At 52.3% G+C, this 26,452-nt stretch carries 23 protein-coding genes and 1 tRNA gene; 20 read left to right on the forward strand and 4 right to left on the reverse strand.

Features of this window, described 5'->3' with window-relative positions:
• Positions 1-115: 115 nt before the first annotated feature.
• Positions 116-820, reverse strand: coding sequence for a FadR/GntR family transcriptional regulator (locus tag NI21_RS0114750; protein WP_033126978.1), 705 nt, complete (start codon positions 818-820; stop codon positions 116-118).
• 239 nt (positions 821-1,059) lie between these two features.
• Between NI21_RS0114750 and NI21_RS0114755 the strand changes: the two genes are divergently transcribed.
• The 15 genes from NI21_RS0114755 (at position 1,060) to NI21_RS0114825 (ending at position 19,802) form a co-directional block, all read left to right on the forward strand.
• On the forward strand, positions 1,060-1,881 hold the full coding sequence (locus NI21_RS0114755) for a transketolase (RefSeq protein ID WP_033126979.1): 822 nt from the start codon (positions 1,060-1,062) through the stop codon (positions 1,879-1,881).
• Entirely contained in the window at positions 1,881-2,816 is a 936-nt protein-coding gene (locus tag NI21_RS0114760) for a transketolase family protein (protein WP_033126980.1), read from the forward strand. The genes NI21_RS0114755 and NI21_RS0114760 overlap by 1 nt, the downstream gene beginning before the upstream one ends.
• Positions 2,817-2,845: 29 nt before the next feature.
• Positions 2,846-3,709 carry a phosphogluconate dehydrogenase C-terminal domain-containing protein gene (locus tag NI21_RS0114765; RefSeq protein WP_033126981.1) on the forward strand — a complete coding sequence of 288 codons (864 nt, stop codon included), beginning with the start codon at positions 2,846-2,848 and terminating at the stop codon, positions 3,707-3,709.
• Positions 3,710-3,720: 11 nt separating this feature from the next.
• Positions 3,721-4,689, forward strand: a complete 969-nt coding sequence (locus NI21_RS0114770; RefSeq protein WP_033126982.1) for a D-2-hydroxyacid dehydrogenase — start codon at positions 3,721-3,723, stop codon at positions 4,687-4,689.
• A 187-nt stretch (positions 4,690-4,876) separates the two neighbouring features.
• Positions 4,877-7,168 carry an adenosylcobalamin-dependent ribonucleoside-diphosphate reductase gene (locus NI21_RS0114775; RefSeq protein ID WP_033126983.1) on the forward strand — a complete coding sequence of 764 codons (2,292 nt, stop codon included), beginning with the start codon at positions 4,877-4,879 and terminating at the stop codon, positions 7,166-7,168.
• Between the two features lie 181 nt (positions 7,169-7,349).
• Positions 7,350-9,182 carry an NAD(P)-binding protein gene (locus NI21_RS0114780; RefSeq protein WP_033126984.1) on the forward strand — a complete coding sequence of 611 codons (1,833 nt, stop codon included), beginning with the start codon at positions 7,350-7,352 and terminating at the stop codon, positions 9,180-9,182.
• Positions 9,176-10,903 carry a [FeFe] hydrogenase, group A gene (locus NI21_RS0114785; RefSeq protein ID WP_033126985.1) on the forward strand — a complete coding sequence of 576 codons (1,728 nt, stop codon included), beginning with the start codon at positions 9,176-9,178 and terminating at the stop codon, positions 10,901-10,903. Before NI21_RS0114780 ends, NI21_RS0114785 begins: the two co-directional genes overlap by 7 nt.
• Before the next feature lie 116 nt (positions 10,904-11,019).
• The gene (locus tag NI21_RS0114790; RefSeq protein WP_033126986.1) at positions 11,020-11,907 is read left to right on the forward strand and encodes a MurR/RpiR family transcriptional regulator; all 888 of its coding nucleotides are present in this window, start codon (positions 11,020-11,022) and stop codon (positions 11,905-11,907) included.
• A 182-nt stretch (positions 11,908-12,089) separates the two neighbouring features.
• On the forward strand, positions 12,090-13,382 hold the full coding sequence (locus NI21_RS0114795) for an MATE family efflux transporter (protein WP_033126987.1): 1,293 nt from the start codon (positions 12,090-12,092) through the stop codon (positions 13,380-13,382).
• Positions 13,366-14,247: a carbohydrate ABC transporter permease gene (locus NI21_RS0114800; protein ID WP_033126988.1), complete on the forward strand. Its 882-nt coding sequence runs from the start codon at positions 13,366-13,368 to the stop codon at positions 14,245-14,247. The genes NI21_RS0114795 and NI21_RS0114800 overlap by 17 nt, the downstream gene beginning before the upstream one ends.
• Before the next feature lie 15 nt (positions 14,248-14,262).
• Positions 14,263-15,099 carry a carbohydrate ABC transporter permease gene (locus NI21_RS0114805; RefSeq protein WP_033126989.1) on the forward strand — a complete coding sequence of 279 codons (837 nt, stop codon included), beginning with the start codon at positions 14,263-14,265 and terminating at the stop codon, positions 15,097-15,099.
• 62 nt (positions 15,100-15,161) lie between these two features.
• Entirely contained in the window at positions 15,162-16,454 is a 1,293-nt protein-coding gene (locus NI21_RS0114810; protein WP_033126990.1) for an ABC transporter substrate-binding protein, read from the forward strand.
• A 1-nt stretch (position 16,455) separates the two neighbouring features.
• Positions 16,456-17,946 (forward strand): CehA/McbA family metallohydrolase, encoded by a 1,491-nt coding sequence (locus NI21_RS0114815; protein WP_033126991.1) that lies wholly within the window; start codon positions 16,456-16,458, stop codon positions 17,944-17,946.
• 2 nt (positions 17,947-17,948) lie between these two features.
• The gene (locus NI21_RS0114820; protein WP_033126992.1) at positions 17,949-18,680 is read left to right on the forward strand and encodes an HAD family hydrolase; all 732 of its coding nucleotides are present in this window, start codon (positions 17,949-17,951) and stop codon (positions 18,678-18,680) included.
• A gap of 39 nt (positions 18,681-18,719) precedes the next feature.
• A complete protein-coding gene (locus tag NI21_RS0114825) occupies positions 18,720-19,802 on the forward strand; it encodes an ABC transporter ATP-binding protein (RefSeq protein ID WP_033126993.1) in 1,083 nt (360 codons plus the stop codon).
• A gap of 104 nt (positions 19,803-19,906) precedes the next feature.
• On the opposite strand, the gene NI21_RS0114830 is transcribed toward NI21_RS0114825, so the two are convergent.
• Positions 19,907-20,659: an alpha/beta fold hydrolase gene (locus NI21_RS0114830; RefSeq protein WP_033126994.1), complete on the reverse strand. Its 753-nt coding sequence runs from the start codon at positions 20,657-20,659 to the stop codon at positions 19,907-19,909.
• A gap of 366 nt (positions 20,660-21,025) precedes the next feature.
• Between NI21_RS0114830 and NI21_RS16930 the strand changes: the two genes are divergently transcribed.
• On the forward strand, positions 21,026-21,187 hold the full coding sequence (locus NI21_RS16930) for a hypothetical protein (RefSeq protein WP_173829265.1): 162 nt from the start codon (positions 21,026-21,028) through the stop codon (positions 21,185-21,187).
• 444 nt (positions 21,188-21,631) lie between these two features.
• Here the strand turns inward: NI21_RS16930 and NI21_RS0114835 are convergent.
• Positions 21,632-21,714 (reverse strand) — tRNA-Leu (locus NI21_RS0114835).
• A gap of 186 nt (positions 21,715-21,900) precedes the next feature.
• On the opposite strand from NI21_RS0114835, the gene sdaAB reads away from it, so the two are divergent.
• Together sdaAB and sdaAA are read left to right on the forward strand one after the other, a co-directional pair.
• Entirely contained in the window at positions 21,901-22,575 is a 675-nt protein-coding gene (gene sdaAB / locus NI21_RS0114840) for an L-serine ammonia-lyase, iron-sulfur-dependent subunit beta (RefSeq protein ID WP_033126995.1), read from the forward strand.
• A gap of 15 nt (positions 22,576-22,590) precedes the next feature.
• On the forward strand, positions 22,591-23,466 hold the full coding sequence (gene sdaAA / locus NI21_RS0114845; protein WP_033126996.1) for an L-serine ammonia-lyase, iron-sulfur-dependent, subunit alpha: 876 nt from the start codon (positions 22,591-22,593) through the stop codon (positions 23,464-23,466).
• 88 nt (positions 23,467-23,554) lie between these two features.
• Here the strand turns inward: sdaAA and NI21_RS0114850 are convergent, their stop codons facing one another.
• Positions 23,555-24,400 (reverse strand): DUF368 domain-containing protein, encoded by an 846-nt coding sequence (locus NI21_RS0114850; RefSeq protein ID WP_033127019.1) that lies wholly within the window; start codon positions 24,398-24,400, stop codon positions 23,555-23,557.
• Positions 24,401-24,634: 234 nt separating this feature from the next.
• Between NI21_RS0114850 and NI21_RS0114855 the strand changes: the two genes are divergently transcribed.
• Positions 24,635-25,360: a bifunctional 2-polyprenyl-6-hydroxyphenol methylase/3-demethylubiquinol 3-O-methyltransferase UbiG gene (locus tag NI21_RS0114855; RefSeq protein WP_033126997.1), complete on the forward strand. Its 726-nt coding sequence runs from the start codon at positions 24,635-24,637 to the stop codon at positions 25,358-25,360.
• A 121-nt stretch (positions 25,361-25,481) separates the two neighbouring features.
• The gene (locus tag NI21_RS0114860) at positions 25,482-26,447 is read left to right on the forward strand and encodes a beta-ketoacyl-ACP synthase III (protein ID WP_033126998.1); all 966 of its coding nucleotides are present in this window, start codon (positions 25,482-25,484) and stop codon (positions 26,445-26,447) included.
• Positions 26,448-26,452 lie beyond the last annotated feature (5 nt).

The raw sequence follows: 26,452 nt of genomic DNA on the forward strand, positions 1-26,452 counted from the left end.
CTTTATAAGAAAATATGGGAGTTGGCATTTTGGCAAAAAGAGTGGTGCTGGAGCTAGGGCTCCAGCACCACCTTTGTCTACAGTCTGAAAGGGGCTGTAAAAAGCCCCTTTTTATTTAATCCTGCAGAAGATTGTACCAGATATCCACAGAATTTTTTACACAGTTGTCAATTTCTGAATATGCCTTCTTTTGGATAATGTTATAGATTTTTGTGTGTGCTTCATACGCATACTCCCCCCTCTGGTGTGAATGTGTATGGGAGATGGATGCGCGCAGCGAATGAATGACAAAATAATATATTCTGGCAGCAAGAGGGTTGCAGCATGCTTCACCGAGCAGATGATGGAAATCAATATCATTCTGAAAAATCTTTTCTGTGTCAGCGTTGGATCCGATCAGTGCTTCCAGTTCAGAAAGATTGTCTTTCATGGCTTTCCTGTATTCTTCATTTTCATCATAATGATCAATGACAAGCTCGATAATATCTTTTTCAAATATCTGGCGGAATTCATAAAGGTTTTCCACATCCGGGTTGGTCACAAAGTATGTGAACAGGAGTGAATCCAACAGATTGCTGTCCGGCGATTCACTCACATACGTGCCGTTGCCAACCCGGATATCAACTAGTCCAAAAGCGGACAGTATTTTCATTGCTTCTCTGACAGACCCCCTGCTCACATTCAGGCCTTCCGAGATTTCCAGTTCATTTGGAAGCTTGTCCCCGGGAAGCAGCTTCTTGTCCATTAACAGCTGCTTAATGCTGTTAACTACAATGTCAACGGCGGATTCTCGTTTTGAGGCTTGAAATAAATTACTCATATATTTACTATCCTTTCAATTATTAATGTGCAAGCATAAAAATCCCAATTTACTATATTGGAGATTATAACAAATAATTCATTAAACGTCAAACGATTAATAGTTATTTTGCTAAAATCTATTGACTTTTCAAAGGAAATATAGTATACATTAAACATCAGATGTTTAATGTTAATACGACGAACATTAAACCGAACATAATCATCATCCGATAAAATTTATATGAGGAGGATAGTTCCATGAAGGTAGAAGAATTAAAAAGAATAGCAGATCATCTTCGATTGACGGCAGTGGAAATGGTCTATAAGGGAAAGGATGGTCATCCTGGCCCGGCGTTATCTATTGCGGATATCATTGCAGTTCTCTATTTTGATGAGATGAGGATAGATCCGGAAAATCCTGAGTGGGAGGACCGGGACAGATTTGTACTCTCCAAAGGGCATGCCTGCCCTATCTACTATGCGGCTCTGTCTGAAAAGGGATACTTTGGGGAAAAGATAAAGGACTTTAAGCTGAGAGCGCTGGGAAGTATGTTTCAGGGGCATCCGGTCATGAACAAGACCAGAGGTGTTGATATGACATCAGGTTCCCTGGGAAACGGTATTGCTATTGCGGCGGGGATGGCAATCGCAGGAAAGTACAGGAAAAAGGATTACAATGTATTCGTCATTACAGGTGACGGAGAACTGCAGGAAGGCATCTGCTGGGAGGGAATCAATACAGCGGCAGCTCATCATTTAGACAATCTGATTGTATTTGTGGATAAAAACGGATGGCAGAGTGGAGGATCTGTTGTGGACACCATTGGTTCCAACAATGTGAGAGAGCGTTTTGAGGTTTTTGGATGGCACGCCCAGGAAATAGACGGACATAATATCGAGGAAATCAAGGCAGCTATCCAGACTGCAAAGCAGGCGAAGGGGAAACCAAGCGTAATCGTCTGCGACTGTATCAAAGGAAAGGGACTTCCCTTTATGGAGAACAATAATGCCTGGCACAAAGGCGTGCCCTCAGAAGAACAGTATAAAGAGGCTGTGAAAATTTTAGGAGGTGAATCGTAATGGCAGAATTTAAAGGTACAAGAGAAGCGTTTGCACAGGCGTTGATTGATCTGGCAGAAACAGACAATAAAATTATGTTTGTATCCCCGGATTCATTAAAAGCAATGCGTGCCACAAAATTTGCGGAGCTTCATCCGGAACAGTATGTGGAGGTGGGCATTTCAGAGCAGGGAGCTGTGGACACAGCGGCAGGACTGGCGGCGGCGGGGCTTCTTCCATTTGTAGGTACATACGCGGGATTTATGACTATGCGCGCATGTGAACAGATGAGAACATTTGTGGCTTACCCCAATCTGAATGTGAAATTTGTGGGAATTAACTCCGGATTACTTGGAGGAGAACGGGAAGGGGTCACACATCAGTTTTACGAGGATCTGGGAATTCTCTCCAATATTCCCGGCTTTACCATTCTCACTCCGGCGGATGCGGCTCAGACATACCACGCTGTAAAGCTGGCGGCAGAAATCAATGGCCCTGTATATGTGAGGGCAGGAAGCGGAAGAGAGGCCGATATATATGACAGGGAAACGCCATTCAGTCTGGATGGAATCCGGATTTTAAAGGATTACGGAACAGACACGCTTCTCCTTTCGAGTGGCTTTGTGCTTGACCGGGTGCTGGCGGCAGCGGAGCTCCTCAAAGGGCAGGGCATCAATGTTATGGTTGGAGATGTGAATATCCTTTACGGAAAGCATCAGGAGAAAATTCTGGAGGCTATCTCAAAAGTGACTCGTATTGTTACAGTGGAAGATCACAATATAAATGGCGGGCTTGGTGCCTATATCAGCAGGCTGGTGACGGAGAATGATCCAAAGAAGGTAAAAAGGATTGGACTTACTACATTTGGTGAATCAGGGCCCGCAAAAGAGCTGGCGGATGCATACGGATTCTCACCGGAAGCCATTGCCGAGACAGTGGTAAAAAATATGAAATAAACGATAAGTGGGAAAAGAGGAAAATAGTTATGGAAAAAATTGTTGTAAGTGTAATCGGAGCAGGCGGGAAAATGGGAACAAGGACCAGCAATAATCTGGCCAAAAAGCAGGACAGGTTTGAGCTGCTTCTGGTAGAAGCCTCTGAGGCAGGGATAAAAAGCATTAAGGACCGGGGCTTTGAGCCGGTTCCGGTGGAGGAAGCGCTGGCAAAATCAGACGTAGTTGTTTTTGCGGTGCCTGATACCCTTATAGGGAAGCTGTCAGAAGTCTATGTGCCCCAGCTGAAGCCGGGAACAGGCTTTATTATCCTGGATCCGGCGGCGGCAGTGGCAAGAGAGCTGACGCTGAGAGAAGACTGTACATTTGGCGTTGCGCATCCCTGTCATCCATCCTACTTTCTTGATCAGGATACGTATGAGGCGCGCCAGGACCGCTTTGGAGGGTGTGGCGGCAAACAGGATATTGTTATGTCGAAGATCCAGGGAGATGACGCAAAATTTGAACAGTGCGTAGAGGTGGCGAAACAGATGTATGCGCCAGTGGAGCATGCCTATGTCATGACATCTGAGCAGATAGCATTTCTGGAGCCGACTCTGGTAGAGCTGCTTGGAGCTACCTGTCTCTACGCAATGGCGGAAACGGTTGACGAGGCTGTAAGGAGAGGAATCCCCAAAGAGGCCGCCGTCTCGTTTCTGACAGGACATATCTATAATCTGTCAGCAAACTTTCTGGGATACATTCCCGGAAACCCGCCTGTATCTGACGCGTGTAAGGTGGCGATATCTCTGGGGAACAGACTAGTCATGAGAGAGAACTGGAAAGAAATCTGGAAGGATGACGTGCTTCACAAGGTCATTGCCACCATGCTCCATCCGGATAATCCTCAGATTTAGGAGGAATTGGCATGAAAATAGTTGTACTTGACGGTTATACACTGAATCCCGGTGATCTGGACTGGAAAGGATTAGAAGAAATAGGGGAGTGTATCATCTACGACCGGACTTCTCTGACAGATGTGGAAGAGGTGATCGAAAGGATTGGCGACGCCCAGATTGTATACACCAATAAGACACCGCTTCCGGCGGAAGTGTTTGAACGCTGCAGCAATATAAAATTTGTTGGAGTTCTGGCTACAGGATATAATGTGGTGGATGTCAGAGCTGCACGTGAAAAGAATATACCGGTTGCCAACATTCCTACATACGGCACAGCAGCAGTCGGGCAGTTTGCCATTGGGCTTCTGCTGGAGATATGCCACCATATAGGACATCACAATGAGGCGGTCCATAATGGGAAATGGACAGACAATCCCGACTGGTGCTTTTGGGACTATCCATTGATCGAACTGGACGGTAAGACGATGGGAATCATTGGCTATGGGAGAATCGGGCAGACAACAGGAAGAATTGCCCAGGCTTTGGGGATGAATGTGCTGGCTTATGATTCATACAAAAATGAAGCGCTGGAGTCACCCTCCTGTAAGTATTCTTCATTGGACGAGTTGCTGAGAAATTCAGATGTGATCGCCCTGCACTGCCCCCTCTTTCCAGAGACAGAAAAAATAATTAACAGACAGAGCATTGGCAAGATGAAAGAGGGAGTTATCATTATAAACAATTCCCGGGGGCCTCTCATTGATGAGGAAGCTCTTGCAGAGGCGCTGCAGGAAGGAAAAGTAGCAGCTGCGGGCCTAGACGTTGTATCTGATGAACCCATACACAGCGACAACCCGCTGCTGAAAGCGCCGAACTGCATTATAACACCCCATATATCATGGGCGCCGAAGGAATCCAGAAAAAGACTTATGGACATAGCGGTTTCAAATCTTCAGTCTTTCCTGGAGGGAGCGCCCCAGAATGTTGTAAATAGATAGTGGACAGTTTATTTCTGTTTCAAAGCAATCAACCAAAAGTACAGCCCCGGATCAAGGATTTCCGGAGCTGTACTTTCTTATTTCCTTTAACTTCCAATTACACACATAATGTATAATGTGACCTTGAAAAGCACTTTATATAGTGGTATGATGTTATATGCTATTAATCAAAAAGGAGAAACGTGAAATGACTGTAGAAGAATGGCTGGGCGAGGACAATCGGCTCGGCACAGACATATGGACTAAAAAGTACTGTAATGAAGGCGAGAGCTTTGACGAGTGGGTTGGGCGTATCAGCGGAGGAAATGAAGAGATCGCCCAGTATATCCGGGAAAAAAAGTTCCTGTTCGGCGGCCGGATCCTGTCCAACAGGGGATTGGACAAGGAGGGCAGGAAGGTAACCTACTCTAACTGCTATGTGGTGGATCCTCCGGAGGATAATATTGAGAGCATCTTCGACTGTGCCAAAAAGCTGGCCCGGACCTACAGCTATGGCGGTGGCTGCGGGGTGGATATCTCAAAATTAAGCCCCAGAGGGGCACGCATCAACAATGCGGCAAAGGAGACAAGCGGCTCCGTGTCCTTTATGGAGCTGTATTCCCTTGTGACGGCTCTGATCGGACAGAACGGAAGACGCGGAGCGCTGATGATCTCCATCGACTGTTCCCACCCGGATGTGGAGGAGTTCATTGACCTGAAGACCGATCTGGAGAAGGTCACAAAGGCCAATATTTCCGTGCGCATCCACGAGGACTTCATGGAGGCGGTAAAGAAAAATGAGGACTATCTCCTTCACTATACAAGAGAGGCTACAGGCCAGGTCATCGAGAAGCAGATCAACGCCAGAGAGTTGTTCCGCAAGATCGCGGAGACAAACTGGGACTATGCGGAGCCGGGTGCTCTGTTCTGGGATCGCATCGAGGGATGGAACCTCCTGAGCAACACAAAGGATTTCTCCTACGCAGGAGTCAATCCCTGTGCTGAGGAGCCTTTGCCGGCAGGCGGAAGCTGTCTTCTTGGCAGCATCAACCTGTCCGCCTTTGTAAACGACCCATTTACGGATCACGCTCAGTTTGACTTTGAGGGACTGAAGCACTGCGTGGAGGTATCTGTAGGAGCTCTGAACGAAGTGCTGGAGGAGGGACTTCCTCTTCATCCCCTGGAGGAGCAGCAGGAGAGCGTGGCCCGGTGGCGTCAGATCGGACTTGGCATCATGGGACTTGCCGACTGCCTCATCAAGCTGGGATTGGCTTACGGCGAGGAGGACGCTGTGGCCATGTGCGACAAGATCGGATTTGCCATGGCGGATTCAGCCATTGCCGCTTCCGCAAAGCTGGCAAAAGAGAAGGGCGCCTACCCGGCCTGTGAGATTAACGAGGTCATGAGCACCCCCTATTTCCTGGCAAACACGTCAGAGAAGACAAGGGAACTGGTGAAAAAGTACGGCCTTCGCAACTCCCAGCTTCTGACTATCGCCCCCACAGGAACCCTGTCCACTATGCTGGGCATTTCCGGCGGCATTGAGCCTGTCTACGCAAACTACTATGAGAGAAAGACCGAGTCTCTTCACGGGACAGACGTCTACTATAAGGTGTACACAAAGATCGTGGAGACCTATATGAAGCAGTTTGGCATCAAGAGCGATGCGGAGCTGCCGGATTACTTTGTGACGGCCATGACTCTGGACTACCGCCAGAGGATTGACATGCAGTCCGTATGGCAGCAGCACATTGACGCTTCTATCAGTTCTACGGTAAATGTGCCCAACGGCTTCACCGTGGAGGAGACGGAAGGTCTCTATATGTACGCCTATGAGAAGGGTCTGAAGGGAATCACCATTTTCCGCGACGGCTGCAAGAGGATTGGTATCCTCAATACAGACCTGAAGAAGGAGAAGAAGGAGGTCACCGCAGGCGAGGGCCTGAAGAGAGGCGAGATCCTTCTTGTGACAGACGACGTGGTGGGCAAGAAGCGCAAGCTGGTGACAGGCTGCGGAAGCCTGCACTGTATCGCCCTGTTTGACCCCAACACAGGCGCCCTTCTGGAGACATACCTGAGCAAGGGCTCCACAGGCGGCTGCAACAACTTCATGGTGGGACTGTCCCGTATGATCTCCATCAGCGCAAGGGGCGGCATCAGCATTGAGACCATTGTGGACCAGCTCAACTCCAGCGGCTCCTGCCCCTCCTACACAGCCAGAAGAGTGACCAGGAAGGACACCAGTAGAGGGGCCTGCTGTCCCATGGCAGTGGGAAATGCTCTCATGGATATGTACAATGAGATGCAGGCTGAGCTGGCAGCAAAGGAGAACTGCGAGGCGGAAAAGCCGGTGAAGAAGGTAAAGAAGGTTCCAAAGCCAAAGGCAGTCTCCACAGAGCTGGACAAGGACAAGATGTACTGCCCGGAGTGCGGAGAGCCTCTGATCTTTGAAGAGGGATGTAACATCTGCAAGAGCTGCGGATGGAGCAAATGCCACTAAATAGAATAATATAACAATTAAAGGAAGCTGCACAGCGGCCGGACTCGTAAATGAGCCGGCCGCTTTTTATGACCTTTTTTCGTTAAAAAATCTACTTCCGGAAAATGGGATTACAACAGGCGGCAGGGGTGATATAATAAACAAATCTGTGGTAGGAAAACATTGAGAGGAGAAAGAGAAAATGAGCAGACTAGAGATTAAGGCTCCCAACAGAGCCAGGATTGTCATGGAAGGTCTCTACAAGGATCTGGAGAGACGAATCGAGTCCAGCCCTCCGGGACTGTGTCCCGTGGACATGTCCAGAGCCTTCCTGGAGCTGTGCCACGCCCAGACCTGCGGGAAATGCGTGCCCTGCAGGATCGGACTTGGACAGCTGAACCATTTTATCAAGGACGTGCTGGACGGAAAGGCCACCATGAAGACACTGGACTACATGGAGGAGACAGCCCTCTCCATTATGGAGTCGGCGGACTGCGCCATCGGCTACGAGGCGGCCCGCATGGTCTACAAGGGACTGATGGGCTACCGGGATGACTATATTGAACATATCAGGAACGGCAGATGTACCTGCAGCTACAACCAGCCTGTGCCCTGCGTGGCCCTCTGTCCGGCTCATGTGGATGTGCCGGGATACATAGCCCTGATCGGGGAGGGGCGCTATGCGGACGCGGTGCGGCTGATCCGCAAGGACAACCCGTTCCCTACCACATGCGGGTTTATCTGTGAGCATCCCTGCGAGGCCAGATGCCGCAGGAATATGGTGGACGATTCGGTCAATATCCGGGGACTGAAGCGGATGGCGGCAGACTATGCAGGTGAGGTGGATCCGCCGGCCTGCGCTCCGTCTACAGGGAAACGGATTGCCGTGCTGGGCGGCGGCCCCGGGGGCCTGAGCGCTGCCTACTATCTGCAGCTCATGGGACATCAGGCTGTGGTCTACGAGATGCTGCCAAAGCTGGGCGGCATGCTCCGGTACGGCATCCCCAACTACCGTCTTCCAAAGGAGCGGCTGGAGGAGGATATTGACTGTATTTTAAAGACAGGAGTGCAGGTAAAGTACGGCATGAAGATTGGCCAGGACATCACCATCCAGCAGCTCAGGAAGGAGTACGACGCAGTGCTCATCACTATCGGCGCCAGCACGGACAAGAAGCTGGGCCTGGAGGGAGAGGACGCACAGGGCGTGCTCTCGGCTGTGCAGTTCCTGCGGAATGTAGGAAAGAACATCATCATGGATCTGACCGGCAAGGAGGTGGCTGTCGTTGGCGGGGGAAATGTGTCCATGGACGCAGTCCGCACGGCAAAGCGTCTGGGAGCCAGGAAGGTCAGCATTGTGTACCGCCGCCGGAGGGCGGATATGACCGCCCTGCCCCAGGAGATCGAGGGGGCCATCGCGGAGGGCGTGGAGCTGCAGACGCTGAAGGCGCCATCATCCATTGATGTGGATGAGGCGGGCCAGGTCAGAGGGCTCTATGTGACGCCCCAGATGGTCAGCGCCATCCGGGACGGCAGAGCCAGCATCCGCCCCACAGGGGAGGAGGACGTCTACATCCCCTGCGACGTGCTCATCGTGGCCATTGGGCAGAACATTGAGACCCGCCACTTTGAGGAGGCAGGCATCCCGGTGGAGAGAGGAAAGATACGCACAAAGAGCACGGGAACCTTTGAGAATATGCCGGGTGTATTTGCGGGGGGAGACTGCGCCAGCGGCCCTGCCTCTGTCATCACGGCCATTGCTGCCGGCAAGGTGGTGGCGGCCAATATTGACGAGTATCTGGGCTATCACCATGAGATCTCCTGTGACGTGGACATCCCAGAGCCGGACCTTACGGATCGCTCCCCCTGCGGAAGAGTCAATCTGACAGAGCGGGAGGCCTGTCTGCGGGTGAAGGACTTTGAAGGCGTGGAAAACTGCATGACAGAAAATGAGGCAAAGCAGGAGGCGGGACGCTGCCTGCGGTGCGATCACTTCGGTTACGGCATATTCAAAGGAGGGCGCGAGACGATATGGTAAATCTGACAATTGACGGGAAATCCATTTCCGTAAAAGAAAATACGACAATCATGGAGGCTGCCAGACAGAACGGCATCCCCATACCCAGCCTCTGCTATCTGAAGGGCATCAACGAGATCGCAGCCTGCCGTGTGTGCGTGGTGGAGCTGGAGGGGAAGGAGAGGCTCATCACATCCTGCAACAACGTGGCTGAGGAGGGCATGGTGATCTTTACCAACAGCCCCAAGGTGCGCAAGGACAGGAGGACCAATGTGGAGCTGATCCTGTCCCAGCACGACTGCCAGTGCGTCACCTGCGCCCGCAGCGGCTGCTGCAGCCTGCAGAAGATCGCCAATGACCTGAACATCATCGACATCCCCTACCGCCAGGAGATCGACAGGCGGGAGTGGAACCAGGATTTCCCTCTGATCCGGGACTCCGCAAAGTGTATCAAGTGCATGCGGTGCATCCAGATCTGTGACAAGGTGCAGAAGCTGTCTGTGTGGGATGTGGAGGGGACGGGATCCCGGACCACAGTCAACGTGTCCGGACATATGAATATCGAGGACGCCCCCTGCTCCCTCTGCGGCCAGTGCATCACCCACTGCCCGGTGGGCGCCCTGCGGGAGCGGGACGACACAGAGAAGGTGTGGGACGCCATGGCAGACGAGAAGAAGACCGTGGTGGTCCAGGTGGCGCCTGCTGTCCGCACATCCTGGGGTGAGCAGACGGGACTGGCCCCGGAGGAGGCCTCTGTAGGGAAGATCATGGATGCCCTGAAGCGAATGGGGGCGGACTATGTGTTTGACACTGTCTTCTCCGCGGACCTGACCATCATGGAGGAGGCCAACGAGTTCGTCAGGAGATTTACGGCGGGAGAGCTGAAAAGCTATCCCATGTTCACCTCCTGCTGCCCGGGCTGGGTACGGTTTGCCAAATCCCAGTACCCCCACCTTGTGAAATATCTCTCCACCGCCAAGTCGCCCCAGCAGATGTTCGGCGCGGTCATGAAGACCTATTTCGCGGAGAAGATCGGAAAGCGGCCGGAGGACATTTACACGGTATCTGTCATGCCCTGCGTGGCCAAGAAGGCAGAGCGGGAGCAGGAGCTTTTCTATGAGGAATACGCGGGCCACGATGTGGACGCGGTCATCACCACGAGAGAGCTGGTGAAAATGATGCGCTCCGCCCACATCAGCCCGGAGACTCTCCGGGATATACCGGGGGACTCTCCCATGCAGGAGGGGACCGGCGCCGGCGTCATCTTCGGCGTCACAGGGGGCGTCATGGAGGCGGCCCTGCGCACAGCCTACGCAGTGATCACAGGGGAAAATCCGGACGCGGACGCCTTTGAGGCTGTCAGAAGCCCCGGATTTAACGCAAATGAGGGCGTGTCGGAGGCGGAGCTCACCATCAACGGCATCCGGATCCGCACTGCTGTGGTGAGCGGACTTGGAAACACCAGGACTCTTCTGGACAGGATGGAGAAGGGGGAGGTGCAGTACGACTTTGTGGAAGTCATGGCCTGCCCCGGCGGGTGCGTGGGAGGGGGCGGACAGCCCATCCACGACGGGCAGGAGCTGGCCTTTGACAGAGGCAGGCAGCTCTACCGGCTTGACAGCGACTGCAAAATCCGTTTTTCTCATGAAAATCCGGATATCCGGAAGCTCTATGAGGAGTACATGGGGCAGCCATTGTCCCATAAAGCTCACATGCTGCTCCACACAGAGCACGGAATGTAGGTTAAATCTTTGTAAAATGGTAGAATTTCTACACCATCCTCGGGCGGTCAGTGCTAAAATGAGACATTGAAAAAAGTCGAAAAAACGGAGCGCTGCTCCGCGGGGAGGAGAGAACTATGTGGGAGACGGAACTGAGGCTCTGCTATGCCATGCTGAGCAATAATCAAAAGAAAGCGGCGGATATACTGCTGGAAGACCCGGACGCCGCCCGGACCATGACCGTGCGGGAACTGGCCGGGCAGGCCGGGGTGGGACAGGCCACTATCATCCGGATGCTGCAGGCTGCTGGATATGAGGGCTGGTCCGCTTTTCAGCGGGAGGTCTGGCAGGAAAAGGGAAAGCAGGAAAGAGGAATGCATGAGGCCGCTGCCAGGGAACCGGCTTCCGGAGGAAAGAAATCCCCGGCAAAGCGAGAATACAGAAAATACGAGGCCGTCTTCCAGATTATCAGGGATGATCTCACCATGATATCGGACATGGCGAAACATCTGGACCTGAGACAGCTGGAGGAGGTTGTGAAGGTCATAAAAAAGGCCAAGATCATAGACGTGTACGGGACGGACAATTCCGCCAACGCGGCGGCGGAGCTGTCCGGCAGGATGCTCCACCTGGGGCTCACCAGCAGGAACTACTCGGACCTGTTCTTCCAGAAGGTCAGCGCCGGTCATCTGGGGAAAAAGGATGTGGCTATCGGATTTTCCATATCCGGAGAGACCCAGGCTGTCATAGACTCCCTGACCGCGGCCAGGCAGGCGGGAGCTGTGACGGTGGCGGTGACGGGAGATCAGGTGTCCGGCCTGGCCCAGATCGCGGACTACATCTTTATCACTCCCACCATCCATTTCTCGGAGATCAGCCGGTGGATCTCCTCCCGCATCTCCCAGATGGCCTTTGTGGACGCCCTTTGCGGTGCCATCATGGTCAGCGACCCGGACCGCTTTGACCAGATGCTGCTACAGTCCACGAAGGAGTTCGAACAGGATATGCACAGGAAAGATGTGTAGAGCAATATAAAACGCAGTAGAAGGACTTTTCGGAGCATTGCTCCGGAAGGTCCTTTTTTCATGCGGATTTACGGGAAAGAGCTTTACACAGACTTTACATTTTTTTGAAGATTTCTTAAAACTCATTGTTTATAATCCGGGTTGTGTCCGAGAGGACCGAAGAGAAAGGAACCAAGACACCCATGTTCAGACGAATTTTAAAACAGGCTCTCCCCACCATGATCGCTTTTACCATGTCAGGTATGTACAGCGTGGTGGACGGACTATTTGTGGGAAAGGCGGCGGGGGACACAGGACTTGCGGCCATCAATATCGCCTGGCCCATCCCGGCTGTGATCACAGCCCTGGGAATCGGGATCGGCACAGGGGGAAGCGTCCTCTATTCCAATATGCTGGGAAAGGGTGACCGGGACGGCTGCAGGAGAATGTTCAATACAACTGTGACATTCCTGGCGCTGGCAGGCATCCTCCTGTCGGTCATCCTCTTTGCGGCGAGGGATCCCCTCCTTCGCATCTTCGGAGCAGAGGGGGATGTGATGGAGCAGGCACAGCAGTACACCGGCATCATCATCGCCGGGGGCGTGCTGCAGGTGTGCGGCACAGGGATCACGCCTCTCCTTCGGAACATGAACCTGTCTTTTGCGGCCATGATCAGCATGGTGACCGGGTTTGTGGTGAACATCGCAGTCAACTACTATCTGATGTTTCCCCTGGGAATGGGGATACGGGGCGCGGCCTTCGGAACAGTGACCGCCCAGCTCGTGGTGCTGGCCATCAGCATCCTTGTCCTTGCCAGGGCCTACAAGGAGAAGGCAAGGCCTGCTCTTGAGAGGAGGCTGGCGGCCGGGATCTGCCGCAGCGGCATCACCGCCTTCGGCGTCTCCCTGGCGCCCACCGTGGCCCTCATTTTCACCAACTGGCAGTGCCTCCGGTACGGGGGAAACGCAGCGGTGGCCTGCTATGCCGTCATCTCCTACATCGTCTTTCCGGTACAGTACCTGCTGACCGGCATAGGAGACGGAGTGCAGCCCCTCCTGAGCTACTACAACGGAGCGGGGCGGCCTGTGGAGCTTGGACAGGTGAAACGGATTGCCCGCATAGGAGCGGGCGTGCTGGGAGCAGTGACTATGGCGGCGACATGGATCTGCACGCCCTACCTTGCCCGGTGGTTTGGCCTCTCCGAGGAGGCGGCCGCATTTTTCGGAACAGGCATGAGGATCAGCGCTCTTGCTTTCCTGGTGACAGGATTTGCAAAATTTAATCTCTCTTATCTGAACGCGGTGCTGAGGGCCAGGCTGGCTGTGATCCTCACATTTGCGGAGAGCCTGGTCGTATCACCTGTATACCTGTTCCTGATCCCGGCAATTACCGGGATGACCGGCATATGGATCTCGCTGCCGGCCACAGCGGTCACCATGCTCGTGATTTACGGAATGATAAACAGAAAGGAAATGAGTTATGAGAAAAAAGATTAGCTTTCGAAAAGTGGGGACTGTGTGGCTGTTTGTCCTGCCCGCCCTGATCCCCCTGATCGTATTCTGGATTTACCCCATACTCCGGTCTGTGTATATCAGCTTTACAGACTGGGACTACATGTCGCCAACATACAATTTTGTATTTCTTGACAACTTTATAGCGCTCTTCAAGGATGCACGTTTCTACGATGCCCTGTGGAACACCATCGTGTTCACAGTGGGGACCCTGATCCCCACTATTGTCCTGGGACTGCTCCTGGCGCTGCTGATGCAGAAGGCGTTCAAGGGAAGCGGGATCGTGAAGTTTATTCTGTTTTCCCCGTGGATCACGCCTACAGTGGCAATTTCCATTGTGTGGACCTGGATCTATGATCCGGACACCGGAATTGCAAACGCAGTGCTGGAATTTCTGCATCTTCCGGCACTGCAGTGGATAAAAAGTTCCGAGACAGCCATGCTGGCGGTGATCATTGTGACTGTCTGGAAGAGCCTGGGATACGCTATGATCTTCTACCTGTCGGCTCTGGAGAAAGTTCCGGGAGAGCTGTACGAGGCAAGCGGCCTTGACGGGGCGAAGAGCTGGCAGAGATTCCGGGATGTGACGCTGCCGTGTATCTCCCCCACCACATTTTTCCTGGTGATCATTACAATGGTCAGTTCCCTGCAGGCCTATGATCAGATACAGATCCTGACCCAGGGCGGCCCGTCGGGAAGCACAAGGACGCTTCTGTATATGTACTATCAGCTTGGATTTGAGGAATTTAATATGGGACAGGCTACAGCGGTGGCTATTGTCATGATCATTCTGACGGTGCTCCTGTCAGCCATACAGTTCACAGCATCCAAAAAATGGGTCCACTATTAGAAAAGAGGGAAAAATATGAAGATAAAAACAGGAATTCAAAAGACAGGAAAAATCATCATACTTCTTGTGTTCTGCGTGTTTACAGTGTTCCCTTTCATCTGGATGGTGCTGAGTGCGCTGAAGACAAAGGCGGAGGTTATGGATGTGTCTGCCTTCTTCCCGGCGGAATTTCAGTGGCAGAATTTTTATGAAGTCATCTTTAACTCCCCGCTTCTGAAATACGTGGCAAACAGCTTGTATGTATCTGCATTTACATTGCTGATACAGATTGTCACAGGGGCCATGATCGCCTATGCCATCGTGTTTATGAACTTTAAGGGTAAGAAAGTTCTGTTTGCCATTATCATGGGAACCTACATGCTGCCAACGGCGGCTACCTACATTCCCAGCTATATCATCCTGGCAAATGGGGGTCTTCTGAATACATACACAGGACTGATCATCTCCGGATGTGTCAGCATATTCGGCATCTTCCTCCTCCGCCAGGCCTTCATGCAGGTGCCTGCGGGCATGATCGAAGCAGCCAGGATAGACGGGGCCAACCACTGGCAGATCCTCTGGAGAGTGGTGTGTCCTATGACAAAGTCCTCCTTCATCACCATGGGACTTATGAATTTTATCACCTGCTATAACAACTACATGTGGCCCTCCCTGATCACGGACTCAGACTCCAAGATGCTGGTATCCCAGGGACTTCGGAAGTTCTTTATCGAAGGCGGAGCCTACGGGACCGAGTGGCCCCTTGTCATGGCCGGCAGCGCCATCATCGTACTGCCCCTCCTGATACTGTTTGCCTTCACCCAGAAATGGTTTATCTACGGTATCGGCGGAGACACGGGTATGAAGGGATAAAACCCTCTTACATATATAAATGAAAACAAAGGAAAGAAAAAGAAGCAAAAAGGAGAAATATCATGAAGAAAAGAATTGTATCTGCACTTTTATTATGCGCTATGGCAACATCCCTTCTGGCGGGCTGCGGCGGCGGCTCCTCCTCTGAGCCAACAACGACAGCAGACGGGAAAATACAGATCGACCTGTGGTACTCAGGTGGAAAGACTGCTGTGAACGTGTTCCAGGAGATCGTTGACGACTTCAACGCATCCCAGGATGAGTACGAGGTGGCCACCACCACACAGGCAGACTACACAGAGACCTACGAGAAGCTCCAGGCGGGGATCGCAGGAAAGAACGCGCCGGATATGGCCCTTCTCGGCACAGACAATTCCAGGAACCTCTCAGAGAAGAACCTGGTGGCAGACATCAATGAGTTTGTGGACGCTGACGACGAGTTCGACAAAGAGGACTACGTTCCGGTCTTCTATGACCAGGGCGTGGACGCGGACGGAAAGCTCTTTGCCCTTCCGGCCTACGGGACCACACAGGTGCTCTACTACAACAAACAGATATTTGCAGACGCAGGGATCGACCCCACCACCATTAAGACATGGCAGGACCTGGAGGCGGCAGCAGAGAAGATCACAACAGACAGCGTGGTTGGATGGGAGCCCATGTGGGGCTACGGGAACCTTGTGGACGCAGCTCTCAGCAACGGAGCTTCTCTCCTCAGCGAGGACGGCGAGACATGCCTGATCAACTCCAAAGAGTGGGTGGACGTATGGGAGAGCTTCCGCAAATGGATCCACGACGACAAGATCATGAAGGTAAACTCCGGCGGACAGGGCTGGGAGTACTGGTACACCACCATTGACGATGTGCTCCAGAACAAGGCCGGCGGGTACACGGGATCCTCAGGAGACCAGGCAGACCTTGACTTCAATATCGTAGGCGCCATCGAGCAGCCCGGATTTAACGACAACCCGTCAGCGCCCACAGCGGACGCGCTTCAGCTTGTCATGTTGGAGGGATCTTCCGACGAGGAGAAGCAGGGCGTGTACGAGTTCATGAAGTACTTCACAACACCGGAGAACCAGGCGAAATGGTCCATGGCGACAGGGTACGTGGCTGTCCGCGAGTCCACCCAGGAGGTGCCGGATTTCAAGGCCTACACAGATGAGAACCCCCACGCTCTTGTACCGCTCCAGCAGGCAATGCACGGCACATCTTCCCTCATCGACCCGACGGGCGGAAAGATCCTGGACGCTCTGAAGATCGCGGCAGACCAGGTGGAACTGGAGAACGTACCGGCGCAGGAGGCGCTGGATGCGGCGCAGGCAACTGCACAGGAGGCGCTGGACGCGTTATAAAATGAGACAGGAACTGAAATTTACCGTCAGCCGGGAGGCTGAAAATCTGCACAGGGAGCCGCTGGTGGTTCCCTGTGACACAGAAAGACTGTATATCAAAGTGGATCTGCCGGAGGAATTCCGCTATATGAGCTTTCTCATCCTGGAGGACCCGGAGGGACATATCCGTCTTCAGAAGCAGCTGGCCTGGGGAGACCAGGGCCTGTGCGTGGGAAAGGGCCCAAAGGACACTACCATAGGAGGCGTGCCGGGCAGGATACAGCCGGGAACGTGGCAGGTGTGCCTGGGCATCTTTACGGAGTATCTGCACCAGAGGCTGGGGGACAAGAGAGGCTGTATCACCATGACCGTGTCCGACGGGGAGGGCCCTGTGTCAGACCCCATGGGCGGCCTCGCCTGGGTGGAGGACACCCTGGAGATTTCCCCGGAAAAGTACCGCTGGGACAAAGTATACGGGACTAAAAAGCAGTGGTATAAGGGCGATTTCCACACCCATACAAGGCTGTCTGACGGCAAGGAGTCCCTGGAAAGTGCCATGAAGAAGGCACAGGATATGGAGATGGATTTCTACGTGCCGACAGAGCACAACCTGATGCACACAGGATGGTGCAATACATCCCTGTGTATCCTTCCCGGCATAGAAGTGACGACGGACAAAGGACACATGAACCTGTTTGGTATCACAAAGATGCCGGAGCGCATCATGGACATCGTGGCTCACAATGGGGAGGAGATCGTGGATACCTATATGGAGGAGACCATACAGGAGGCCAGAAGAAATCACTGGATCACAAGCATCAATCATCCTTTCCTCACCATCTGGAAATGGCTCTATGAACAGACGGATCTGCGCGACATAGACTGCCTGGAGATCATCAATGATCCCACGTACACAGACGCTCCGGACTCCAACGAGAAGGCGGTGCGCTTTCTGGACGCGCTGTGGCAGGACGGACACAGGATCTACGGCGTGGGAGGCAGCGACTCACACAATCTGGTGGAGGAGCGCTACGAGGGGGCGGATCTTCCGTCTATCCCCGGCGATCCGGCTACATGGGTCTGCTGCGGCGATCTGTCACCGGAAAATCTGATGACAGCCGTGAAGGCGGGACATATGTGTGTGACCCGGTTCTGTAAAATGACGCCGGTGATCCATGCGGCAGGAGAAACATTCCTGCCCGGGGACGAACTTCCGGAGGAAGCCAGGACAGTCACCATACAGGCTGTCGTGGAGGGGCTTTCTGAACAGCCGGAGATCTCCCTTGTGAAAAACGGCAGCTTTGAGAAGCTGGAAGTAAAAGAACTGGGAAATGGCGCCTGGGAAGTCCTGGCGGAGACAGACCTGGAAGAAAGGCAGTGGCAGTGGATACGTCTGGAGATCCGCAGCAGCAAAAAGCAGCTTCTTGGTTACATGAACCCTGTGTTCAAGGGACAGAAGATATCCAGATATCGCACATTCGGCGAAATAAATAAGATGATGGATGAACCATAAATATGATCAGAGGAATTTTATTTGACAAAGACGGAACCCTGGTGGATTTTTTCTCCCTGTGGCTTAAGGCGGCTCTGGAGGTGACTCCGGCGTTTTTACGAGAAAACAACCTGGACGACAACGCGCAGATGACCGACTATGTGCTGCGGGCCATGGGCGTGGAAGACGGGAAAGTGGATCCCAAAGGTGCGCTTGCCTACAAGTCCTACCAGGAGATCGCGGAAGATATCTGCCGGGCGCTGGAAGAAAAAGGCATTGTCCTGGATACCGGCAGGGTTCAGGAGCAGCTGGAGCGGCTCTTTAACGGGAGTGTCACCAGCGGAGACATCAGCTACAGAGAGCTGACAGATATCGGACAGGTCATGCGGGATCTGAAAGGAAAGGGGATCTGCGTGGGACTTGCCACGGCGGACACCCTGTACTCGGCAGAGAGCTGTCTGAAAAAGCTGGGCACATACCAGGAATTTGACTATGTAGGAGCCGATGACGGTATCCGAAAACCCAAGCCGGAGGCGGATATGTTCCTGGAGTTTCAGAACAAATTTCATCTGAAACCGGAGGAGATCGCCGTGGTGGGAGACACTTACAATGATGTTGTGTTTGCAAAGAACAACGGCGGCATTGCCATTGGAGTCTTAAGCGGCGTCAGCAGCGAGGAAGACTTCCGGGGCGAGGCAGACTATATTCTGAATTCCATCCAGGAGCTGCCGCAGCTTCTGGAGCGGATGGAATAAATAAAACAGATCAGACACGGATGACAAGGAGGAATAGCTGTGGCTGAAATTCAGTTAAACCATGTTTATAAAAAATTTGATGATGGAGTTACCGCGGTAAAGAATTTTACCCTGGATATACAGGACAGGGATTTCGTGGTCTTTGTAGGACCTTCCGGGTGTGGAAAATCCACCACCCTGCGCATGATTGCCGGTCTGGAGAAGATCTCCGACGGCACTCTTGTGATCGATGGGAAGAAGATGAATGATGTACAGTCCTGCGACAGGGATATAGCCATGGTATTCCAGAATTATGCTCTCTATCCACATATGACAGTGGCGGAGAATATGGCATACAGCCTGAGGCTGAAGCATGTGCCGAAAAAAGAACGCAGACAGAAAGTGGAGGAAGTGGCAAAGATCCTGGGACTGGAAGAGGTGCTGGACAGAAAGCCGGCAGAGCTTTCCGGCGGACAGAAGCAGAGAGTGGCCATGGGGCGCGCCATCGTGCGGCAGCCGAAGGCCTTTCTCATGGATGAGCCTTTGTCCAACCTGGACGCCAAGCTCAGGACCCAGATGAGGAGGGAGATCCAGAAGCTGTACAGGGAACTGAACAGTACATTTATCTACGTGACCCATGACCAGACAGAGGCCATGACGCTGGGGACAAAGATCGTGGTTATGAAAGCCGGCGAGATCCAGCAGATCGCCTCCCCGGAAATGCTGTACAATGAACCGGCCAATGTGTTCGTGGCAGGATTTATCGGCATGCCGCCCATGAATTTCTTCAGAGGCAGATGCCAGATGCGCTATGAGAAGGTCTATGTCAGCACAGCGGGTATGCAGATCGAGCTGCCCCCGGACATGGCTGACCGGGTAAAGAAAAAAAGCGAGCTTGGGAAGGACGTCATTATCGGCGTGCGCCCGGAGGATATGCTGATCGCGGACGAGGGAGTAGAAAGCAAGGTCCGTGTCTATGAGATGCTGGGCTCGGAGACATATCTGTATTTCGATCACGATGGGGGAACTGTGGCAGTCAGAACAGCGGCAGACACTCCCATCCGCAAAGGAGACAGGGTGCACTTCAACTTCCGAAAGGACAAGATCCATCTGTTTGACGCTCAGACAGAGGAGAGAATATAAAATATCACAACAGATAAAAGGAACGAAGCGCCGCTTCATCTTCGGAATACGAGGATGAGGCGGCGCTTTGCGTTCACCTGTACCTGGCAGTGTCAGAAACCAGGTTATCCGTAGATAAATTCAGTTATGACTCTGGCGGAAAGCTCTGCGTTTGTCAAGATGGAAGGGTGCCCGCCTGTCTGAAACATGTGGATAGAACCGTCCTGCACGAGACGGCTCATCTCAAGGTACTCCTCTTCCATATTCCTGCGGCACATAGAGTCCTCTCTGCTTCCCATGAAAAGGATGGGAACCTGCAGCTTCTCAAGGGGCATGCAGAACAGAGGAACACGGTCTGCGGCGCACTTTACAAGCGCCTGTGTGTTGAGCTCCACGATGCTTTCCCAGTCCTCGCCCTGGCACCACTGGTAAAACTGCCTGGCAGAAGGATCCTGCATGGCGGCTCTGCGCTCTTTTAACAGGTCTTCTGCGAATGTTTCGTGCAGTGTTCTGCCGTCAAAGCTGTCGGCGATCACTTTTTCTGTCAGGTCGGGGCGCTTCAGAGCAGTGTTGGCTGCTATCCAGGCCCCTCCGCTTGTGCCAAGAATATTTACTTTCCCGATATGCATATGCTCAATAAGCGCAATGACCTGCTCGGCCTGCGAACTCCAGAGATCTGCGGGAAAATGACTGACTCTGTCTGACTGTCCGTTTCCGAGAAAATCAAGCAGGATCACCCGTAAATGCTCCTGGTACAGTGGTAACAGAAACTCGAACATGACAGAGGAAGCGGTGTCGCCGTGCAGCATGACAAGGGGCTTTCCGTGCCCGGCTTCCTTATAAAAAATCTTTTTTGAATGAAAAGTAAAATAAGACATATTTTCGGTCTCCTGATCATTGTATTTGTCCGACTGACCAGCAAGGCGCAGCAACAAAGGTACACCCTGCTGTTACTTTGCATTCCAGATCCCCATATAGGCGGTCTCCTTTCTCTGTATTCTGTTTTCATTATACCATGTGGGAGGGGAGATGGGCTATGAAATAGAAGGATGTACCGGGAAAACCTAAATCCTTTCAGCAGCCTGTAGATAGTGGAAAAGAAGAATACTGCACATCGTTTTTGAAGGTAAGCAATCAATATATTTAGGAAAAATTAAGGGATATAATAATAGAATTATATGGAGTAATCGGATATAATGAAATTACGGAAGCAACCAACTTTTCTTGTGGAAGGAGTTGTTAATATGACATCAGCAGAAATGTTAGCCTATGAAAAAGAATTGGAAGAAAATCAGAGAACTGTTCGGCAGATGGTTTTAGACAGCCTGGAAGATGTTAGAGCGGGAAAAGGAAGAGACTTTAACGAATTCTTTGATGAATTGGAGAAAAAGTACCAGAATGTATAAATATCGAATTATCATTGAACCGTTAGCCGAGGAGGATATTATCAGAAATGCAGAGTATATTGCATATGAGAAAAAATCTCCGAAGACAGCCAGAAGCCTGTTAAAAGGACTTAGAAAAGAAATAGGAAGCATTATTACAAAAATTATAAAATTTTTTATATAGTGGATAAGACAAAAATGACAGTATACATATTGAGAGTCCTGCATATGCTTGTAGACAGTAAGGCTTTATTATTACGTATTGTAAAAGATTAAGAGACCAGTTGCTTGAAAAAGTCGCTGGTTTTTTATATAGAATTACTGGAAAGGATAATATTCTCTCTTTTGCTTCGAAAAAGGACAGGAAAAAGGTAATCAAAGGTAATCAAATCTTACCGGCGTAAAGGCAACAAAAAAAGAACGGAAACCCTTGGAATACCAAGGATTTCCGCTTCTCTCAAAGCATGCGGAGAAAGGGACTTGAACCCTCACAGGATTGCTCCCACTAGAACCTGAATCTAGCGCGTCTGCCATTCCGCCATCTCCGCTCGACAAAAAGTATATTATCATATATCGCTGAGAATTGCAAACATTTTTTTGAAAAATTTAAAAATTTTTCTGAGGTGTCCTGTGGGCGCATATGGTATAATAACTACAGAGCGGTTTTTATACCACATACATGAAGTGAGTAACACTGAGACAGACGAAAAAGGAAGAAAGGAAAGGTAACCAGTATGGCAAGTATTTTCGACATTTTAGGTCCTGTAATGGTAGGGCCGTCCAGTTCCCATACGGCAGGGGCAGTGCGTATCGGGCTTATCGGCAGGCAGCTTCTGGGGAGACAGCCGCAGAAAGCCACCATCTATCTGCACGGTTCTTTTGCGGCGACAGGTGAAGGACATGGAACAGACCGGGCGATTGTGGCAGGGCTTCTGGGGATGAAGCCGGATGACATGCGTATACCGGACAGTTTTAAGATCGCGAAAAAGGAGAAATGTGATTTCACGATCCAGAAGAAAGAGATCCGCGGCGCTCATCCGAATACCGTGCAGATGCTTCTGGAGGCGGGCGATGCCAGTCTTGACATTCAGGCCTGTTCCATAGGAGGCGGACGTATCGTGGTGAGCAAGTTGGACGGTATTGATGTGAATTTCAATGCAGAGAGTAATACGCTGATCGTCCATAACCAGGATCAGCCGGGGCATGTGGCCCAGGTGGCAAATATTTTAAGCCAGAAGAACATCAATATTGCCACCATGCAGCTTTTCCGGGACAAGCGGGGCGGCTATGCGGTCATGGTCATTGAGACGGATCAGATCATCCCGGACAGCGCCATATCGTGGCTGGAGAATCTGGATGGAATCATTAAAGTTACGTTCCTCAATGTGAGCGGAGCAGAAGAAGAATAGGAGGGGCGCAAAGATATGTCATATGGATCAATAGATGCAATCAAGGAAAGATGTAAAAAAGACGGTATTGAGTTCTGGAAGGCCGTGCAGATCGAAGACTGCAATGAGAGGGATGTGTCTGAGGAGAGTTCCTGGAAAGAGATGACCCGCATGTGGCGGATCATGTGTGAGAACGTGGACACATATGAGCCGGACCGTGTTTCCAGAAGCGGCCTTGTGGGGAAAGAAGGCGGCCTCATGGAAGAGTATCAGAAAAAAGGGGATACTCTTTGCGGGGATTTTATGGCAAAGGTTATGACAGTGGCTCTGAAGATGGGCTGCAACAACGCCTGCATGAAGCGTATTATTGCGGCGCCCACAGCCGGGGCCTGCGGTGTTCTTCCGGCTGTGCTCATTCCTTATTTCAAGGAGCATGAAGTGCCGGAGGAGAAGATGGTGGAAGCCATGTACGTGGCGGCCGGTGTGGGACAGGTCATTGCCAACCGGGCGTTCCTTGCCGGTGCGGCGGGCGGATGCCAGGCAGAGATCGGCTCGGGTTCCGCCATGGCGGCGGCAGCCATCTGCCATGTAAAAGGGGCGGATGCGGAGACCATGGGCCATGCGGCGGCTATGGCTCTGAAGAATCTGATGGGCCTTGTGTGTGACCCGGTGGCAGGCCTGGTAGAGGTGCCCTGCGTCAAGAGAAATGTAGGCGGGGCTGTCAATGCCCTGGCGGCGGCTGACATGGCCCTGGCGGGCATCACAAGCCGGATCCCCGTGGATCAGGTTATCGACGCCATGCGGGAAGTGGGCGACAAGATGGATGTGACTCTGCGGGAGACCGGAGCAGGCGGCGTGGCAGCCAGCATCACGGGTGTGGAGATCGCGGAGCGGATCATACAGACGGATTAAAGATAAGCGGACAGTGTCCGGATAAAAAAGCAGAGGCGGCGTTCTCCCGGAAGGGGGGCGCTGCCTCTGCGTTACTGTACAGAGTTTTTTATTCGGTTTTCACACCGCTGTTGAACTTATCCAACGCCAGCGCAATCACCACGCCTGCCACAATGCAGATGATGTTGACAATGGCGGAACCCGGTGTGGCAAAGCTGGACACAGGGATGATCATGACCGTGGCCGCGATGACAATGCCGATAATGCCGTGGAAGGCAAGAGAGTAGTAATTTTCAAACAATGTGTTGACGGCTTTGGCCAGCAGGATGACTGTGACGACTGCTCCGATGCCTCCTGGTACAAGGACATTCATGTCAAAGTGTCCGATGCCGTCCACAAAGGGTGTGTAAAGCCCCAGAGGCATCAGCAGGGTGGAAAAGCTCATGCCGGGAGCAATAATGCTCAGAGCCAGGCAGAAGCCGCAGAACAGATACCAGACGAAGCCCGGAGTTACTTCTATAGAGTTCATCTGCAGGCCCATAAGCAGGGCAAAGATCACGCACATGCAGACGACAAGAGAGATCCAGGAACCTTTGCTGCGCCCCTGTTCGCCCGCCTCCCGGAAGAGAGAGGGGAGCATGCCCGCGATCAGACCGATAAAGAGGCAGACGGAAGGATCCGGGTATCTGTTTAAGAAAAAGGACAGGATATTGGCCACACCCAGGAAACCAATGGCGACTCCGATAAGTACCGGGATCAGCTTTGGAACATGGGTCTTAAAGTTCCTGACCGGACTGGACAAAAGCTCCATGATGGGTTTATAGATGCCGAAGATCACGCACAGGACGCCTCCGGAGATGCCCGGGAGGACGGCTCCAAGTCCGATCAGAGCTCCCTGGATAATGCGGAATAGAAACTGTACAGGTGACATTTTGCTGTTCTGTTTTTTGTTCATATAAATCAAAAATCCTTTCTTATGGTGCGCCGCATCCGGCAGCGCGGTGAGTTTCTTTACTACTTCCATATTTGACAGACCCTATATTTATACTATTATTTCGGTTGTTTTTCAAGTACATCCGCCCTGCAAAAAAGTCTTCTGTGGGACCGGGTTGTAAAAGGCCGCAGCTTCTGCTATCGTTGCCATGGAGACATTTTCCCGGGGAGTGAGAAGAAGACGGAGGAAAAAGTTATGGGAAATATATATGATGATCCGGTGTTTTTTGATGCCTACGCACAGATGGACAGAAGCCGGAAAGGCCTTGAGGGAGCCGGGGAGTGGCATCAGCTGGTGCGGCTTTTCCCGGACATGGAAGGAAAGAATGTACTGGACATGGGATGCGGATACGGCTGGCACAGTAAATATGCGGCAGAAAATGGTGCCGGGGCAGTGACGTCCATAGACCAGAGCAGCCGCATGATCGGGGAGGCCGGGAAGAGGAATGCAGACGACAGGATCACTTACAGAGTCTGCGCCCTGGAGGACTACGAGTACCCGGAAGAGACCTTTGACCTTGTGGTGTCCAATCTGGTGCTCCACTATGTGGAAGATCTGGACGCCATATACGGGAAGGTATACCGGACACTGAAAAAGGGAGGCGACTTCCTTATGAATATTGAACACCCTGTGTTTACCGGCAGTGTCATGGAGGAGTGGATCCGGGATGAAGAGGGAAACGCGCTGTACTGGCCGGTGGATGATTACTTTTATCCCGGCAGGCGTGAGACGGTTTTTCTGGGGGAAAAGGTGGTGAAGCAGCACCACACGCTGACCCAGATCCTGGGCGGACTTCTGAAGCGCGGTTTTACACTGACGGCAGTGGAGGAGGCGTATCCGGACCCGGCCATGCTGGATCTGCCGGGCATGAAAGACGAGATGCGCCGACCCATGATGCTTTTTGTGAAGGCAAAGAAATAGCGCAAAACTCTTGACAGAAGCCATGTGCTGCTATATACTTTGAAAGTCAAAATATTTCAGACTAAAAATATTTGAAGCGTCGAAATAATAATAGAAATAAAGAAACGAGGAAGCAAAGAACATGACCGGAGTGATATGCGGTACAGGCTCAAGTGTGCCTGTACATACGATGGATAACAATGATATTGCCCAGCTTGTGGAGACCAGCGACGAGTGGATCCAGGAGAGGACCGGAGTGGTACGGCGCCACATCATCACTGAGGAGACGACAGTGTCCATGGCCGCCGATGCAGCCAGAAAAGCGCTGGAGAACAGCGGCACTGCTCCGGAGGAAGTGGATCTGATCCTTGTGTCCACCATCTCCTCCAACGTGATCCTGCCCTGCGCGGCCTGCGAGGTGCAAAAAGAGATTGGCGCTGTGAACGCCACCTGCTACGACATGAGCGCGGCCTGCACCGGCTTTGTGCTGGGCTACAGCTCCGCTCTGGCCTATCTGGCCTCCGGCATGTACAGCACCATCCTTGTGATCGGGAGCGAGAGCCTGTCCAACCTGACAAACTGGAAGGACAGAGGCACATGTATCCTCTTTGGAGACGGCGCCGGAGCCGCGGTGGTGAAAGCCGGGGAGGGAACCTTCTACTATCCGGTGACCCACTCGGAGGGAGCCAAGGGCGAGGCCCTGACATGCACCAGCCGCTATAACCGGAACTGGGAGAGCATCCCGGAGGAGGAGATGCTTATGCAGATGGACGGCCGTGGCGTGTTCAAATTTGCTGTGAAGAAGGTGCCGGAAGTGATCGGTGAGGTCCTTGAGAAAAACGGCCTTACAAAGGAGGACATCGACCTGTATGTGCTCCACCAGGCCAACAGAAGGATCGTGGAGTCCGTGGCAAAGCGGATGGAGGAACCCATCGAAAAATTCCCCATGAACCTGCAGGAGTATGGCAATACGTCTTCTGCCAGCATCCCCATCCTGCTGGATGAGCTGAACCGGGATGGAAGGCTGAAGAAGGGGCAGAGAATTGTGATCGCCGGATTTGGAGCCGGCCTGTCCTGGGGAGCGGCAGTCATAGACTGGACAAAATAAGCGTG

This window comes from Eubacterium sp. ER2 (genome assembly GCF_000765215.1).
Lineage (GTDB): Bacteria > Bacillota > Clostridia > Lachnospirales > Lachnospiraceae > Claveliimonas > Claveliimonas intestinigallinarum.